The sequence below is a fragment of the Bacillus vallismortis genome, from assembly GCF_040784915.1.
GTDB classification, from domain to species: domain Bacteria; phylum Bacillota; class Bacilli; order Bacillales; family Bacillaceae; genus Bacillus; species Bacillus subtilis_G.
Genome location: NZ_CP160797.1, coordinates 102,501 through 117,352, shown reverse-complemented (window position 1 = coordinate 117,352; position 14,852 = coordinate 102,501). Strand labels below are relative to the sequence as shown.

The following is a 14,852-nucleotide window of genomic DNA, read 5'->3' as shown; positions in this document are numbered from 1 at the left end:
GTCAATATCACTTAAATCCCTATCAAAAACTGATTTCGCGAATTTCCAAGTACTTCTCCAGCTTGCGTTTCACACGCTGAAGGGCATTATCGATCGATTTCACATGCCGGTTCAGTTCATCAGAAATCTCTTGGTAACTTCTCCCGTCAAGATATAAGACGAGTACTTTTCTCTCTAAATCACTTAATATTTCTCCCATTTTCATTTCAATATCATCAAATTCTTCCTGGTTGATGATCATTTCCTCAGGATTTAAGGTTTTCGCTCCTGAAATAACATCAAGCAGCGTTCGGTCTGATTCTTCATCAAAAATCGGTTTATCTAATGAGACGTAGGAATTCAAAGGAATGTGTTTCTGGCGAGTAGCTGTCTTTATTGCGGTAATAATTTGGCGGGTAATACATAATTCTGCGAAAGCTTTGAATGAGGTAAGCTTGTCCTCTTTAAAGTCGCGAATAGACTTATAAAGGCCTATCATACCTTCCTGAACAATATCCTCTCTGTCCGCTCCTATTAAAAAATAGGATCTTGCTTTTGCCCGAACAAAGTTTCGGTACTTCGTAATCAAGTAATCTAACGCATCACTGTCCCCAACATGAACCTTTTCAATGACCTGCTCGTCCTCCAACTGACAAAACTGTTCTTTGTTGAATTTTCCCTTGTTGTTCTGTAGATTCACTCCGATCCCCCCGGCGCACGTAGATAGAAATATTATACAGTATTGGGCAAAAAAGCGTCAACTTAATCTAAGTCCCCCCGCCTCCACTTTTCAAACGTTTTCAAAACCTCTTCTGATAAAGCAATTTTACCCGCCGGCTTTTCGGAAGTGATTTTTCTGACCCGTCTCTCTATTCGCCTTTCAATCGCTTCTACCTCTCTCAAAAGCTCCCGGGCCGATTTCCGCAATGCCCCCTGTCCGAAAATCGCCCACTGTTCAGTATAATCAGAGGTCGCGACATGAATTTGAGTCGCGATATTATTCAACGCCTGAGCAAGCTTTTCTATCCGCTCATCAGCCGTTTCATTTTCTTTTGTAAAAATCACTTCAACTCTGTGGTTGGTCTGTTTTTTCTCAAGCCCTTTTACGAGATGCGCGTCAAAAACAACAATAACCCTGTTTCCTGTATACGATTGATATTCCGCCATTTTCTGAATCAGTACGTCTCTCGCCTCTTCAAAACTGTTCGCTTTTAAATCCTTCAGCTGCGGCCAGGCTCCAATCATGTTGTATCCGTCTACTAACAGGATATCCATAAGTCTTTATTCTCCCAGAGGGTTTCGTTTCCGATAGACTTCATACATCAAAAGACCAGCCGCTACAGATGCATTCAGTGAAGTTACCTTCCCGGCCATCGGGAGTTTAATGAGAAAATCACACTTTTCTTTAACGAGGCGGCCCATTCCTTTTCCTTCACTTCCGATAACTAAAGCCAAAGGCATATTGCCGTCCATATTGCGGTAATCCTCACGCGCAGACGCATCCGTTCCGACAACCCAGATACCCCGCTCTTTCATCTCTTCTAACGTTCGTGCCAGATTGGTTACTTTCACCACAGGGATATGCTCGATCGCGCCTGTTGATGCTTTTGCCACTGTTGTTGTCAGCCCGACAGCTCTCCGTTTTGGAATCACGATGCCATGGGCGCCTACCGCATCAGCTGTTCTCATAATGGAACCAAGATTATGAGGGTCTTCAAGTTCGTCCAAAATAAGGAAGAAAGGCTGTTCATTTCTTTCTTCGGCTGCTTTATATAAATCATCCAGTTCCGCATATTCATAAGCGGCAACCTGTGCCACTACGCCTTGATGCTGCCCTGTCACCATTTGATCGAGTTTTTTTCTCGGGACATATTGAATCGTGATTCCCTGCTTTTTCGCAAGTTCAATCACCTGCTGTGCTTGTCCCTTTACGGTGTTTTCCGCCATCCACAGCTTATACAGCTTCCGATCTGATTTTAACGTTTCGATCACTGCATTTTTTCCTATGACGTAATCATGTTGCTGACTCATTTGTTTTCCTCCCTGACGTCCCGAATTGTATAGCTTCGGCAACGAGCTGACTAAGTCTATCCTCTTTTTTCTCTAGAAAAAGGTAGCCAAGCAGCGCTTCAAATGCCGTACTGTAGCGGTACGTCTGAACATCTGTATTTTTAGGTGTCGTTCCCGACTTGGCATTTCTGCCTCTTTTCAGCACCGCTTCCTCTTCTTCCGTAAAAAATGATTGATCCTGCAGAAAGAATAGGATCTCAGCCTGTGACTTTGCCGAAACAATCCGGCTTGATTTCTTATGAAGATCATTTGGTTTGGTAAAGCCCTGCTTAAGCAGGTGATGCCTGACATACACTTCAAAAATGGCATCACCTATATAAGCAAGCGCAAGACCGTTAAGCTGCTTTGAATCTTTTATCGTCTCAAAATCAAGCATCCGTTATTCTCCCCGTTTCCAGCGAGTGCCTTGAGCCGTATCTTCAAGAATGATATTCATGCTTTTCAGCTGGTCGCGGATCTGATCTGACAATGCAAAATCGCGATTCCGGCGCGCTTCATTTCTTTTTTCGATTAAGTCTTCAATCTCTTGATCAAGCAGTTCCTGCTCTCCCAATGAAAAACCGAGGACAGAAACAATGCGGTTAAACATCTCAATAAACGCCGTAATCACATGATCAGCCGTATGATCTTTCTGAAGATAATAATTAGCATGCTTCGCTAAGTCGAATAAGACAGAAATGGCATTCGCCGTATTAAAATCATCGTCCATCGCTTCTTCGAATGCTTTGCGGTGCTCTTCCACTTTCTCCAGCCATTGATCGTCATCTTCCGTTAAATTCGTACTGCTGTTCAGACGGTGCTGGAGGTTGCTGTACGCTGTTTTCAAACGGTTAAACGCACTTTTGGTATTCTCCAAAAGTTCTTCTGAATAGTTAATGGGATGACGATAATGAACAGATAGCATAAAGAATCTTAAAAGCTGCGGATCATGCTGTTTAATGATGTCATGCACAAGCACAAAGTTGCCCAGTGATTTTGACATCTTTTCATTATCAATATTGATATAGCCATTATGGAGCCAGTACTTCGCAAACGTTTTGCCTGTCAGCGCCTCAGATTGCGCAATTTCATTTTCATGGTGAGGGAAGGTTAAATCCTGTCCGCCCGCATGGATATCAATCTGGTCACCCAAATACTTTTTCACCATCGCTGAGCATTCAATATGCCAGCCCGGACGTCCTTTACCCCAAGGGCTATCCCAAGAGATTTCTCCGTCTTTCGCCGCTTTCCACAGCGCGAAATCAAGAGCATCTTCTTTTTTCTCACCGACCCGGATGCGTGCACCTGATCTCAGTTCATCAATTGATTGCTGAGAAAGCTTTCCATACCCTTCAAATGCTCTTGTTTTGAAATAAACGTCACCTTCTGATTCATAAGCGTAGCCCTTTTTCACGAGCTGATCTACGAACTCGATAATCACATCCATGTTTTCCATCACTCGCGGATGAAGGTCGGCTTTTCGGCAGCCGAGCGCACCTACATCTTCAAAGTATGCTTTAATAAAACGCTCTGAAATGGCAGGCACATCCTCACCAAGTTCATTTGCCGCTTTTATTAATTTATCGTCTACGTCTGTAAAGTTAGAGACATACTGCACATCATAGCCTTTATACTCCAGATAATTTCGAACCGTATCATAAACGATAGCGGGACGCGCGTTCCCGATGTGAATGTAATTGTAAACCGTCGGTCCGCACACGTACATTTTCACTTTTCCCTCTTCAAGAGGAACGAATGTTTCCTTCTGTCTAGTCAATGTATTATAAAGTGTGATTGTCATTTTTGATTGATCCTTTCTTTTCTGTCTTCAATTTCTGCCTTCAGCTCTAAAATCTGCTGTTCCAAAGACTTAAAGCGATCAGCAACCGGATCGGGCAAATCCTGATGGTTTAAATCGCGTCTTACTTTCTTGCCATTTTGTACAACGACCCGTCCAGGGATGCCGACAACTGTTGAAAAATCAGGAACGTCGTGCAACACTACTGAACCGGCACCAATCTTTGAGCCTTCACCGACAGTAATCGAACCGAGCACTTTAGCACCTGTGGCTATCAATGCGTCATTTTTAATCGTTGGGTGCCTTTTTCCCTTTTCTTTCCCCGTTCCCCCGAGGGTAACCCCCTGAAAAACGGTGACGTTATTACCGATTTCACATGTCTCCCCAATGACAACCCCCATACCATGGTCTATGAAGAATCTTCTCCCGATTGTAGCGCCGGGGTGGATTTCGATCCCGGTAAAAAATCGGCTTACTTGAGATATAAGGCGTGCAAGGAAATAAAATTTTCGTTTATATAAAGCATGTGCAATCCGATGCGCCCATATAGCATGTAAACCGGAATAAGTTAAAATCACTTCAAAATAGCTTCTTGCTGCTGGATCTTGATCGAACACTGTATCAATGTCTTCTTTGAGCATTCTAAAAAACACATGCTTCCCCCCATTTCTCTCCATCTGATTTCCTCTACCCAATAAAAAAAGCGCCTCTGCATGCAAACATGACAGAGACGCTTTAACCGCGCGGTTCCACTCTGTTTGAAAAGCAGACTTCTGCTCTCCCAACTTCAGCCTGTAACGGCGGCGGCCGCCTTTGAATACTGATTTCGAAAAATGTTCTTCAAAGGTCTTAAGGGCGCACTTCTAAAACCCGGCTCATGGATCTCTCTCAGCCAATGAAGATCCTTTCTGTAATGGCCTAAAGCTTTATACTCTTCCCTGTCAACAATCATCTATTTAGATGTTTTTAAACGCTGAATCGCAATCTCTTTACCGATCAATTCAATTGATTGCGGCAGTTCCGGACCGTGAGTCTGGCCTGTTACAGCAACACGGATCGGCATAAACAGTTTTTTCCCTTTATGGCCAGTTTCTTTCTGCACTGCTTTGATCGATGCTTTGATGTTATCCGGAGTGAACTCCTCAAGTTCTTCAAGCTTCGCAGCGAATGTGCTGAGCACTTCAGGAACCTGTTCCTCTTCCAGAACAGCTTTTGCTTCTTGATTATACTCGATCTTATCCGTAAAGAACAAATCAGTCAGCTCAACAATCTCCGCACCGTAGCTTAATTGCTCATGGTAAAGGGAAATCAGTTTACGAACCCATTCTTGTTCTTCAGCAGAAAGCTCAGTACCGACTTTTCCGGCCTTTTGCAAATGCGGAAGAGTCAGTTCAACAACCTGATCAAGATCCAGCTTCTTCACATATTGGTTGTTAACCCATTTTAGCTTATGCATATCAAACAAAGCTGGTGATTTAGATAAACGGTTTACATCAAAAATGTCAATAAACTGTTCTCTTGTGAATAGCTCTTCTTCTCCAACCGGTGACCAGCCAAGCAGACCGATAAAGTTGAACAGCGCTTCTGGCAAGTAGCCAAGCTCTTTATACTGCTCTATGAATTGAATAATGGACTCATCACGTTTGCTGAGCTTTTTACGGCTTTCATTGACGATCAGCGTCATGTGTCCGAACTGAGGAACATCCCATCCGAATGCTTGGTAGATCATAATCTGTTTCGGTGTGTTAGAAATATGATCCTCACCGCGCAGCACATGTGTCATTTTCATTAAGTAGTCGTCAATAGCTACCGCGAAGTTGTAAGTCGGCGTTCCGTCTTTTTTCACAATAACAAAGTCGCCAATGCCATCTGACTCGAAAGTAATTTCGCCTTTTACGATATCATTGAAGGCGATGACTTTTCCTTCCGGCACGCGGAAACGAATACTCGGTTTTCTGCCTTCAGCAATAAATTTCTCCTGTTCTTCCTGAGTCAGATTTCTGTGTTTTCCGGAATAGCGCGGCATTTCTCCGCGGGCAATCTGTTCTTCACGCTCTTTTTCAAGCTCTTCTTCCGTACAGTAACATTTATAAGCAAGCCCTTTTTCAAGCAGCTCTTCATAGTACACTTTATAGATATCGTTACGCTCTGACTGACGATATGGACCGTATTCACCGCCGACATCGACACTCTCATCCCAGTCAATACCGAGCCATTTCAGATAATTCAGCTGGCTTTGTTCTCCGCCCTCAATATTGCGCTTTTTATCAGTGTCCTCAACACGAATAATAAACTTACCGCCTTGGTTGCGGGCAAATAAATAATTAAAAAGCGCCGTTCTGGCATTTCCAATATGCAAATGTCCGGTTGGACTCGGTGCATAACGGACGCGTACTTCGTTTCCCATTTTCAAATACTTCCTTTCATGTCATGTATGGCCTCAGGCTAAAATGTATGAATCTATTCTACCACCAAATACACCCGGCATCAAAACAAGTTAGCCTTTTTGTATCAGTACTGTCGCTTGAGCCGCTATTCCTTCCGCCCGGCCTGTAAATCCAAGCTTTTCTGTCGTTGTTGCTTTTACATTCACTTGAGAAACGTCTGCATCAAGCCCTTCGGCGATTCTTTTTCTCATATCTTCTATGTACGGCAGCATCTTCGGCTTCTGTGCAATGATGGTGCAGTCAATGTTTCCAAGAACATAGCCCTTCTGTTTCACGATCCCCCAGACATGCTGAAGTAATTTGAAAGAATCTGCGTCCTTGAATTCAGGAGCAGTATCAGGAAAATGCTTGCCGATGTCACCTTCTCCCACAGCTCCCAGACAGGCGTCAGCGACGGTATGCAGCAATACGTCTGCATCAGAATGGCCGAGCAGCCCTTTTTCATAAGGGATCTCAATTCCGCCAATAATCAAAGGACGGCCCTCAACTAATTGATGCACATCAAATCCTTGTCCAATTCTAAACATGTTTATTCCCACTTTCTGAGTCCATGATCGCTTCAGCTGACGTCAAGTCGTCTGGCGTCGTCAACTTAATATTTGTATACCTGCCTTCTACAACACGGACCGAAACGCCTTCCATCTCTTCAACGAGGCTGGCGTCATCTGTCCCTAAAAATCCCTTGTGCTCGGCCTCAGCGTGAGCCTTTATCAATAAAGAAAGACGAAAAGCTTGTGGTGTTTGGACAGCCCACAAGCTTGAACGTTCAATCGTCTCACTGACTTGTAAATCTTGAACGCGTTTAATCGTATCTTTTACCGGGACAGCGAGGATGGCCGCTCCTGCTTGTTCCGCTTCATCGACCAATTCGTCAATTTGTTCATGTTTTATAAAAGGCCGGGCGCCGTCGTGAACAAGGACTATCTTTTCTTGTTTCACGGCTTTCAGCCCCTTATAAACACTGTGCTGACGCTCATCTCCGCCTGCAACAAGCTCAATAGCGGTTTGAAAACGATAATTGGTCAGCAATTGCTGAAAATCCTCCCGCTCCCGCTCATTAATCACCAAAATGATTTTTTCGCACGGCCGGTGGCTGTCAAACACTCTTAACGTGTGTATGATCACCGGGTCTCCTTTCAGCTCAATGAACAGTTTATTTCTCCCTGCCTTCATCCGTTTTCCCTGTCCGGCTGCAAGAATCACCACATCATAACTCATTGTTTTTTCTCCCTTTACAGCGCCTTCTCCAACAGCTTAGGCTTAGCAAAAATCATTCGTCCCGCTGCTGTCTGCAGCACACTTGTAACGAGTACATCTATATGCTTTCCGATATAATTGCGTCCTTCTTCAACGACAATCATCGTACCGTCATCCAAGTAGGCAACTCCCTGATTATGCTCTTTCCCGTCCTTAATGACCTGAACATTCATTTCCTCGCCAGGAAGCACGACAGGCTTGACCGCATTGGCAAGGTCATTAATGTTTAATACCGCTACCTTCTGAAGCTCGCATACTTTATTTAAATTAAAATCATTCGTCACGACGACCCCTGATGTCAGCTTAGCGAGCTTGACGAGCTTGCTGTCAACTTCCTGAATATCTTCAAAGTCGCCTTCATAAATTTCAACTTCAATGTCTAATTCTTTCTGAATGCGATTCAGGATATCAAGACCGCGCCGTCCTCTGTTCCGTTTTAGAACATCCGAAGAGTCAGCAATATGCTGTAATTCCTCAAGGACAAACTGCGGAATCACGATAATCCCTTCTAAAAAACCAGTCTGACAAATATCTGCAATTCTCCCATCAATAATAACACTTGTGTCCAAAATTTTCAGCTTCTTGTCCTCAACCTCATGTTCTTCATCGGCTGGTCCTTTTTTCTTTTGCATTCTGGCGGAAATGGAAAACAGACTGATCAATTCATCCTTTTTCTTAAAGCCCACCTGGAAGCCTAGATAACCGAGGAAGAAAGCTAAAAACACAGGGATGATTGTGCTGAATATGCGGTAAGGTATATTGTCTAAAGGAATAACATTTACGATAAGATAAGCAATTATAAGTCCAAAAACCAAGCCAAGACTTCCAAACAACAAATCTGGAACCGGCGCTTTTAACAATGAATCCTCTATCCACTTCATCCAGTTCACAACGTAATCTGTACCCCATATACTGATGAGAAAAAAGATAATTGCTCCTATTGCCGCAGACGTATATGCGTTTGTTATTAAAGGTATGTCCTGTATACTTAACAGTACAAACAATTCAGGTATTAAAAATATACCAACAACGCCGCCGAAAATAATGAAGAACGCCTGAACTATTCGTTTTAACATACCCCCACCTCCTTTTTTAAACATTTTATTTTCACAAGATTTTATGCATCCTACGAATATCAGAATAAACAAAAACCAACATTAATATACCCGTTTTCATAAGGTTTTAACCGAAATCACAGCTGTCTGTCTAAATAATGCTTCTCTTGCAGCCGTTTTAATCCTTTTTTAATCTTTTGGGCTCGTACTTCGCCGATTCCCTCTACTTCATCTAAATCTTCTGCACTCGCTTCAATAATCCTTGGGAGAACTCCAAATGCTTCTACAACATTTTCCACAATCGGCATAGGAAGACGCGGGATCTTATTTAACAGCCTGTATCCTCTTGCCAGTACATAATCATCAAGATTTGTAGAAGCCGGGTAACCGAGCAGTTTATAAACAATGGAATCATCCAGCAGATCATAGCTGGACATATCCTGCAGCTCTTTCAAGAGAACAAACGGGTCTTTAATTTTTTCTTTCACATAATCCTTGATAAATAAAGCCGCCTCTTCTTCCATATCCGTAATCAATTCAATGACTTGCAGTTTAATCAAATGGCCTTCTGTTCCAAGCTCTTTGATATACATGTTGATTTCGTTTTTGATTCGCAGCACCATTTCATAACGATGCATGACGGACAAGACATCACTGAAGGTAACAAGCTCCTCAAACTCTAATGCATTCAGTGCATTAATCGTTTTGTCGAGGATTGTCTTATATTTTTCAAGTGTTTGAATGGCTTGGTTCGCTTTGGTTAAAATAAATCCTATGTCTTTTAGTGTATACTTCATGTTTTCCTGATATAACGTTATGACATTTCTTCTTTCAGAAATAGCGATCACGAGACAGCCAGTTTGCTTAGCTACTCTTTCGGCGGTTCTGTGCCGCATTCCTGTTTCTGATGAAGAAATTGTGGCTTCAGGCATCAGCTGTGTATTGGCGTATAGGATCTTTTGACCAGAATCACTTAAAATAATCGCCCCATCCATTTTAGCCAGCTCATATAAGTGTGCCGGAGAAAAAGCAGTGTTAATATGGAAACCGCCATCCACAACTTCTTTTACTTTATCGTTATATCCAACAACAATCAGACCGCCTGTATTTGCTCTCAGTACATTTTCGATTCCAGCTCTGAGCGGAGTACCCGGAGCAACAAACTGCAATATAGATGACAGGTCTAACTCGTGTTTCGCCCCTTTTTTCTCTTTTTCCATCTATTATCCTCCTAATGAAGTACGAAGCGCCTCTGCAACATTTGCTACTCCGATAACCTCAATCCCTTTTGGTTTTGTCCATCCATCCAGATTTGCCGCGGGTATGATCATGCGTTTAAAACCAAGCTTAGCAGCTTCCTTCACACGCTGTTCAATTCTTGAAACCCGCCGGACTTCTCCGGTTAATCCCACTTCACCTATAAAACAATCGGCAGGATTTGGAGGTGTATCTCTAAAGCTTGACGCGATACTGATCGCAATGGCAAGGTCAATTGCCGGTTCATCAAGCTTTACGCCGCCGGCCACTTTCAAATAAGCATCCTGATTTTGCAGCAGCAGCCCAACTCTTTTTTCTAACACGGCCATTAACAGCGAAACCCTGTTATGGTCTATTCCCGTTGCCATACGCCGCGGATTGCCAAAGCTTGTCGGCGAGATAAGCGCCTGGATTTCAACGAGAATCGGCCTTGTGCCTTCCATAGAGGCAGTTATACTCGAGCCTGCAGATCCCGCTGAGCGTTCTTCCAAGAAAATTTCTGAAGGATTCAAAACCTCGGTGAGCCCCTCTTCGCGCATTTCAAAAATACCCATTTCGTTTGTAGAACCAAAACGGTTTTTTACAGCCCGCAAAATACGGAAGGTATGGTGACGTTCTCCTTCAAAATATAAAACAGTGTCAACCATATGCTCCAACAATCTCGGCCCTGCAATAGACCCTTCTTTTGTCACGTGTCCTACGATAAAAATCGGAATGCCTTTTGTTTTGGCGATTTTCATCAGCTCAGCCGTACATTCTCTGACCTGTGACACGCTGCCGGGAGCCGATGTGATATCGCTTTGGTAAACCGTTTGAATAGAGTCAACAACGACAAACGCTGGATTCATCTCTTGTATAGCAGACGAAATATACTCCATATCGGTTTCAGATAAAACATGCAGCGACGGACTATTAATGCCGAGACGGTCTGCTCTAAGTTTCGTTTGTTTGACCGATTCTTCTCCCGAAATGTACAGCACACTGTTCGATGAATCTGATAATTGAGCAGAAACTTGCAGTAATAACGTTGACTTTCCGATACCGGGATCGCCGCCGATTAAAACAAGTGAGCCTTTAACGACACCTCCGCCGAGTACCCTGTTAAATTCGCCAAGCTTGGTTTTGACGCGGGGTTCATCTGATGTTTCGATTGATGTAATAGGTGAAGGTTTCTGTACAGTTTGAACAGAATGAGAAAAAGCCGCTCTCCGATTGGCCGGTGCCTTTTTAATCATTTCTTCCACCATTGTATTCCAAGCACCGCAGCCCGGACATTTCCCCATCCATTTTGGAGACTCATAACCGCAGGATTGGCAGATGAATTTCGATTTTGTTTTAGCCATATATAGTGTAAGACCTCTCCCTTGTTCTATTTCTTGATATGAAAGTGAGGCATACACTTACATGCTGTATGCCTCATTTTCGTCTTCTATATTAATTCGTTTTAGCAGTCGTTTTTACGACAATTTCGCCGTCTTCTACATCGAGAACGATATGCTGTCCTTTATGAATATTTCCTCTGAGGAGTTCTTCAGATAAACGGTCTTCTACATGTTTTTGGATAGCTCTTCTTAACGGACGGGCACCGTATTCCAGATCAACACCCTCTTCCGCGACTTTCGCTTTTGCAGCATCTGTCAATTCGATAGAAAGATCCTGTTCTTTCAGACGTTTCGTTAATTGGTCAGACATTAATGACACGATTTCAGTAAGGTGTTTTTTCTCAAGTGAATGGAAGACAATGATTTCATCAATCCGGTTGATAAACTCCGGTCTGAACGCGCGTTTCAGTTCACCCATCACTTTATCTTTCATGTCTTTATGATTTTGCGTCTCATCCTGAACGTTAAAGCCGACATATTTATTGCGTTTCAGTTCACTTGCTCCGACGTTTGATGTCATAATCAGAATCGTATTGCGGAAATCGACTGTACGTCCTTTAGAGTCAGTCAAACGCCCGTCTTCAAGAACTTGCAATAAAATATTGAAGACATCTGGGTGTGCTTTCTCAATCTCATCAAGAAGCACCACAGAGTACGGTTTTCTTCTTACTTTCTCTGTTAATTGACCGCCTTCATCGTATCCCACATATCCCGGAGGTGAACCGACAAGTCTTGAAGTCGAGTGTTTTTCCATGTATTCAGACATATCAATTCTGATCATGGCTTCTTCATCGCCGAAAATGGATTCAGCAAGTGCTCGCGCCAGCTCTGTTTTACCCACACCTGTAGGGCCTAAGAAAATGAATGAGCCGATTGGGCGTTTAGGATCTTTTAACCCTGCTCTTGCGCGTCTGACTGCTTTTGCAACAGCGACAACCGCTTCATCCTGGCCGATGACACGGGAGTGAAGAATGCTCTCCATATTGAGAAGCTTATCTGTTTCGGTTTGAGCGATTTTAGATACTGGCACACCAGTCCAGCTAGATACAACCATCGCAATATCATCAACAGTAACCTCTGAGTTTTCCTGCCCTTGCTTCTCTTTCCATGATTTTTTTGTATCCTCTACTTGCTCGCGCAAGCGCTGCTCAGTGTCGCGCAAGGAGGCCGCTTTTTCAAACTCTTGGCTCTGCACCGCCGCATCCTTCTCTTTACGAACCTCATCAAGCTTCTGTTCAAGCTCTTTTAAGTTAGGAGGCGTGGTAAAAGAGCGCAGTCTAACCTTTGAACCCGCTTCATCAATCAAGTCAATTGCTTTATCCGGAAGGAAACGGTCAGAAATATATCTGTCAGAAAGCTTAACCGCAGCTTCAATGGCATCATCAGTGATAGAAACACGGTGGTGGGCTTCGTATCTGTCACGCAAGCCTTGTAAAATTTGAATGCTTTCATCTGCAGATGGCTGATCAACCTGGATTGGCTGAAAACGGCGTTCCAATGCTGCATCTTTTTCAATATATTTACGGTACTCATCAAGAGTCGTCGCTCCAATACATTGAAGTTCGCCGCGAGCAAGTGAAGGTTTTAAAATATTAGATGCATCAATGGCACCTTCTGCTCCGCCCGCTCCGATTAAGGTATGGAGCTCATCGATGAATAGAATGATGTTTCCTGCCTGGCGAATTTCATCCATGACTTTTTTCAGGCGATCCTCAAATTCACCGCGGTATTTAGTGCCGGCAACAACTGTTCCCATGTCTAATGTCATCACGCGTTTATCGCGTAAGATCTCGGGAACTTCGTTATTAATAATTTGCTGTGCCAAACCTTCTGCGATTGCAGTTTTACCTACACCTGGCTCACCAATGAGAACAGGGTTGTTTTTCGTTCTTCGGCTTAACACTTCGATTACACGCTGAATTTCCTTGCTTCTGCCGATTACAGGGTCTAGGCTGTCTTCCTTCGCAATAGCAGTTAAGTCTCTTGCCAAGCTATCAAGCGTAGGCGTATTCGCATTGCTGTTTGTTCCTGTCGCTGATGATCCTGTTTCATTGCTTCCGAGAAGCTGGAGCACTTGCTGTCTAGCTTTATTTAAGCTGACGCCGAGGTTATTCAGAACTCTTGCAGCAACACCTTCACCTTCGCGAATCAGACCAAGAAGAATATGTTCTGTTCCAACATAAGAATGACCTAGTTTTCTTGCCTCATCCATTGAAAGCTCAATGACCTTTTTAGCTCTTGGAGTGTAATGAATCGTTTGAGACATTTCCTGCCCGCGACCGATCAAACTTTCAACTTCTTTTTGAATTTTATCTGAACCAAGTCCAAGCGCTTGTAGAGCTTTAGCGGCAATCCCTTCTCCTTCTCGTACCAGTCCTAATAAAATATGCTCAGTGCCAATGTTATTATGACCTAAACGAAGTGCTTCTTCCTGTGCAAGCGCCAGTACTTTTTGAGCTCGTTCTGTAAATCTTCCAAACATCATATCGATTCATCCTCCTGTCTTTTCCCATTCATTTCCAAGTGAAGCCGTTCTCTGATGAGAGCCGCTCTTCGAATGTCCCTTTCGTTCGGACGCAAAGCGCCTCCCGAGTACTGCTGTAAAAATCCTGGCTGTGTCAAAATCATTAGTTCATTAAGTATGTTGCTTGAAAGTCCTTTAATAATGCCTAGATCTATGCCTAACCGGACATCCGAAAGGCACTTCGCAGTCTCTTTCGACTCTATCATCCGACAATTGGACAAGACCCCGTAAGATCGATACACCCGATCCTCAAGTTCTATCTTAGAGGTTTGATAAAGCGCTTCTCGGGCAGATCGTTCTTGTTCAATCAGCTGGGCAGCAACACTGTTAAGGTCATCCACAATATCCTGCTCTGGCTTACCAAGCGTAATCTGATTTGAAATTTGAAAGATATTCCCTACTGCTTCGCTGCCTTCCCCATAAATTCCTCTAACAACTAAGCCTAATTGATTAATTGCCGGTATAATTCGATTTATTTGCCTAGTTAAAACCAATGCCGGCAGATGCATCATGACTGAAGCCCTTAAACCCGTACCTACATTTGTAGGACAGCTGGTTAAGTATCCTCTTTGCTCATTGAATGCATAATCAACTTTTTCTTCAATCCAGTCGTCGACCTGGTTTGCGGCTTTCATTGCTTCTAAAAGCTGAAATCCAGGAAAAAGACACTGTATTCTAATATGATCCTCTTCATTTATCATGACGCTTACTTCCTCATTTTCAGAAAGCAAACAACCTCCAAAAGGGGATTCTGTCAGATTCGGACTGATGAGATGTTTTTCCACTAATACACGCTTTTCTAAAGACTGTGCATCATGCATTCTGATCAAAACGAATTTGCCGATTTCGGGAATTTCTTGTCCTGAAAACTGATCTTCAAACTGCTGTATGATGGATGAGGCTTCTTCATTGGAATACCGCGTAGGGAACCGTATATGTTCAAAGTTCCTTGCTAAACGTATGCGGCTGCTGAGTACAATGTCACTTTCAGGTCCTTTCTGCTTCATCCAACTGCTTAGTGCGTCCTGAATAAAATGCTTTAGCGACATTACCCCTGTTCCTCCTCACTATCTGTACTTTTGAGTGATTGCTCTAATGAACGAA

15 protein-coding genes and 1 other annotated feature (1 of these 16 only partly in view) are annotated in these 14,852 nt (G+C 43.3%); all 15 genes read right to left on the bottom strand.

All coding sequences use genetic code 11. The features are described from left to right. Nucleotides 1-22: 22 nt before the first annotated feature. The gene (gene sigH, locus ABZM97_RS00635) at nt 23-679 is read right to left on the bottom strand and encodes an RNA polymerase sporulation sigma factor SigH (RefSeq protein ID WP_087991681.1); all 657 of its coding nucleotides are present in this window, start codon (nt 677-679) and stop codon (nt 23-25) included. A gap of 62 nt (nt 680-741) precedes the next feature. Beyond that, nucleotides 742-1,254: a ribosome-dependent mRNA decay endonuclease Rae1/YacP gene (rae1, locus tag ABZM97_RS00630; RefSeq protein ID WP_003225756.1), complete on the bottom strand. Its 513-nt coding sequence runs from the start codon at nt 1,252-1,254 to the stop codon at nt 742-744. 6 nt (nt 1,255-1,260) lie between these two features. Further along, entirely contained in the window at nt 1,261-2,010 is a 750-nt protein-coding gene (rlmB, locus tag ABZM97_RS00625) for a 23S rRNA (guanosine(2251)-2'-O)-methyltransferase RlmB (RefSeq protein WP_064814479.1), read from the bottom strand. Then, nucleotides 1,994-2,425: a mini-ribonuclease 3 gene (locus tag ABZM97_RS00620; RefSeq protein ID WP_087991680.1), complete on the bottom strand. Its 432-nt coding sequence runs from the start codon at nt 2,423-2,425 to the stop codon at nt 1,994-1,996. The genes rlmB and ABZM97_RS00620 overlap by 17 nt, the downstream gene beginning before the upstream one ends. Nucleotides 2,426-2,428: 3 nt before the next feature. Continuing rightward, a complete protein-coding gene (gene cysS / locus ABZM97_RS00615; protein WP_087991679.1) occupies nt 2,429-3,829 on the bottom strand; it encodes a cysteine--tRNA ligase in 1,401 nt (466 codons plus the stop codon). Then, a complete protein-coding gene (gene cysE / locus ABZM97_RS00610) occupies nt 3,826-4,479 on the bottom strand; it encodes a serine O-acetyltransferase (RefSeq protein ID WP_087991715.1) in 654 nt (217 codons plus the stop codon). The genes cysS and cysE overlap by 4 nt, the downstream gene beginning before the upstream one ends. 70 nt (nt 4,480-4,549) lie before the next feature. After that, nucleotides 4,550-4,780: a binding site (T-box leader), on the bottom strand. Then, nucleotides 4,779-6,233 (bottom strand): glutamate--tRNA ligase, encoded by a 1,455-nt coding sequence (gene gltX, locus ABZM97_RS00605; RefSeq protein ID WP_087991678.1) that lies wholly within the window; start codon nt 6,231-6,233, stop codon nt 4,779-4,781. (Overlaps the previous feature by 2 nt.) 90 nt (nt 6,234-6,323) lie before the next feature. Continuing rightward, nucleotides 6,324-6,800, bottom strand: coding sequence for a 2-C-methyl-D-erythritol 2,4-cyclodiphosphate synthase (ispF, locus tag ABZM97_RS00600; RefSeq protein WP_087991677.1), 477 nt, complete (start codon nt 6,798-6,800; stop codon nt 6,324-6,326). After that, nucleotides 6,793-7,491 (bottom strand): 2-C-methyl-D-erythritol 4-phosphate cytidylyltransferase, encoded by a 699-nt coding sequence (gene ispD / locus ABZM97_RS00595; RefSeq protein ID WP_253268768.1) that lies wholly within the window; start codon nt 7,489-7,491, stop codon nt 6,793-6,795. The genes ispF and ispD overlap by 8 nt, the downstream gene beginning before the upstream one ends. Before the next feature lie 14 nt (nt 7,492-7,505). Further along, a complete protein-coding gene (locus tag ABZM97_RS00590; protein ID WP_087991675.1) occupies nt 7,506-8,606 on the bottom strand; it encodes a PIN/TRAM domain-containing protein in 1,101 nt (366 codons plus the stop codon). Nucleotides 8,607-8,722: 116 nt separating this feature from the next. Then, nucleotides 8,723-9,805 (bottom strand): DNA integrity scanning diadenylate cyclase DisA, encoded by a 1,083-nt coding sequence (disA, locus tag ABZM97_RS00585; protein ID WP_087991674.1) that lies wholly within the window; start codon nt 9,803-9,805, stop codon nt 8,723-8,725. A gap of 3 nt (nt 9,806-9,808) precedes the next feature. Then, nucleotides 9,809-11,185, bottom strand: coding sequence for a DNA repair protein RadA (gene radA, locus ABZM97_RS00580; protein ID WP_087991673.1), 1,377 nt, complete (start codon nt 11,183-11,185; stop codon nt 9,809-9,811). Between the two features lie 91 nt (nt 11,186-11,276). Continuing rightward, nucleotides 11,277-13,709 (bottom strand): ATP-dependent protease ATP-binding subunit ClpC, encoded by a 2,433-nt coding sequence (gene clpC / locus ABZM97_RS00575; protein WP_087991672.1) that lies wholly within the window; start codon nt 13,707-13,709, stop codon nt 11,277-11,279. Then, the gene (locus tag ABZM97_RS00570) at nt 13,706-14,797 is read right to left on the bottom strand and encodes a protein arginine kinase (RefSeq protein WP_087991671.1); all 1,092 of its coding nucleotides are present in this window, start codon (nt 14,795-14,797) and stop codon (nt 13,706-13,708) included. Before ABZM97_RS00570 ends, clpC begins: the two co-directional genes overlap by 4 nt. Beyond that, nucleotides 14,797-14,852, bottom strand: the end of a protein-coding gene (gene mcsA, locus ABZM97_RS00565) for a protein-arginine kinase activator protein McsA (RefSeq protein ID WP_087991670.1). The gene runs 502 nt beyond the window's last position; only the last 56 of its 558 coding nucleotides appear in the window; the start codon falls outside the window, past its right edge; it ends in the stop codon at nt 14,797-14,799. Before mcsA ends, ABZM97_RS00570 begins: the two co-directional genes overlap by 1 nt.

Excerpts from the sequence above, each read along its gene's own strand:
- ABZM97_RS00590 (WP_087991675.1), bottom strand. The coding sequence starts at position 8,606 with ATGTTAAAACGAATAGTTCAGGCGTTCTTCATTATTTTCGGCGGCGTT.
- radA (WP_087991673.1), bottom strand. The coding sequence starts at position 11,185 with ATGGCTAAAACAAAATCGAAATTCATCTGCCAATCCTGCGGTTATGAG.
- ispD (WP_253268768.1), bottom strand. The coding sequence starts at position 7,491 with ATGAGTTATGATGTGGTGATTCTTGCAGCCGGACAGGGAAAACGGATG.
- ABZM97_RS00620 (WP_087991680.1), bottom strand. The coding sequence starts at position 2,425 with ATGCTTGATTTTGAGACGATAAAAGATTCAAAGCAGCTTAACGGTCTT.
- cysS (WP_087991679.1), bottom strand. The coding sequence starts at position 3,829 with ATGACAATCACACTTTATAATACATTGACTAGACAGAAGGAAACATTC.
- ispF (WP_087991677.1), bottom strand. The coding sequence starts at position 6,800 with ATGTTTAGAATTGGACAAGGATTTGATGTGCATCAATTAGTTGAGGGC.
- rae1 (WP_003225756.1), bottom strand. The coding sequence starts at position 1,254 with ATGGATATCCTGTTAGTAGACGGATACAACATGATTGGAGCCTGGCCG.
- rlmB (WP_064814479.1), bottom strand. The coding sequence starts at position 2,010 with ATGAGTCAGCAACATGATTACGTCATAGGAAAAAATGCAGTGATCGAA.
- ABZM97_RS00570 (WP_087991671.1), bottom strand. The coding sequence starts at position 14,797 with ATGTCGCTAAAGCATTTTATTCAGGACGCACTAAGCAGTTGGATGAAG.
- clpC (WP_087991672.1), bottom strand. The coding sequence starts at position 13,709 with ATGATGTTTGGAAGATTTACAGAACGAGCTCAAAAAGTACTGGCGCTT.
- gltX (WP_087991678.1), bottom strand. The coding sequence starts at position 6,233 with ATGGGAAACGAAGTACGCGTCCGTTATGCACCGAGTCCAACCGGACAT.
- disA (WP_087991674.1), bottom strand. The coding sequence starts at position 9,805 with ATGGAAAAAGAGAAAAAAGGGGCGAAACACGAGTTAGACCTGTCATCT.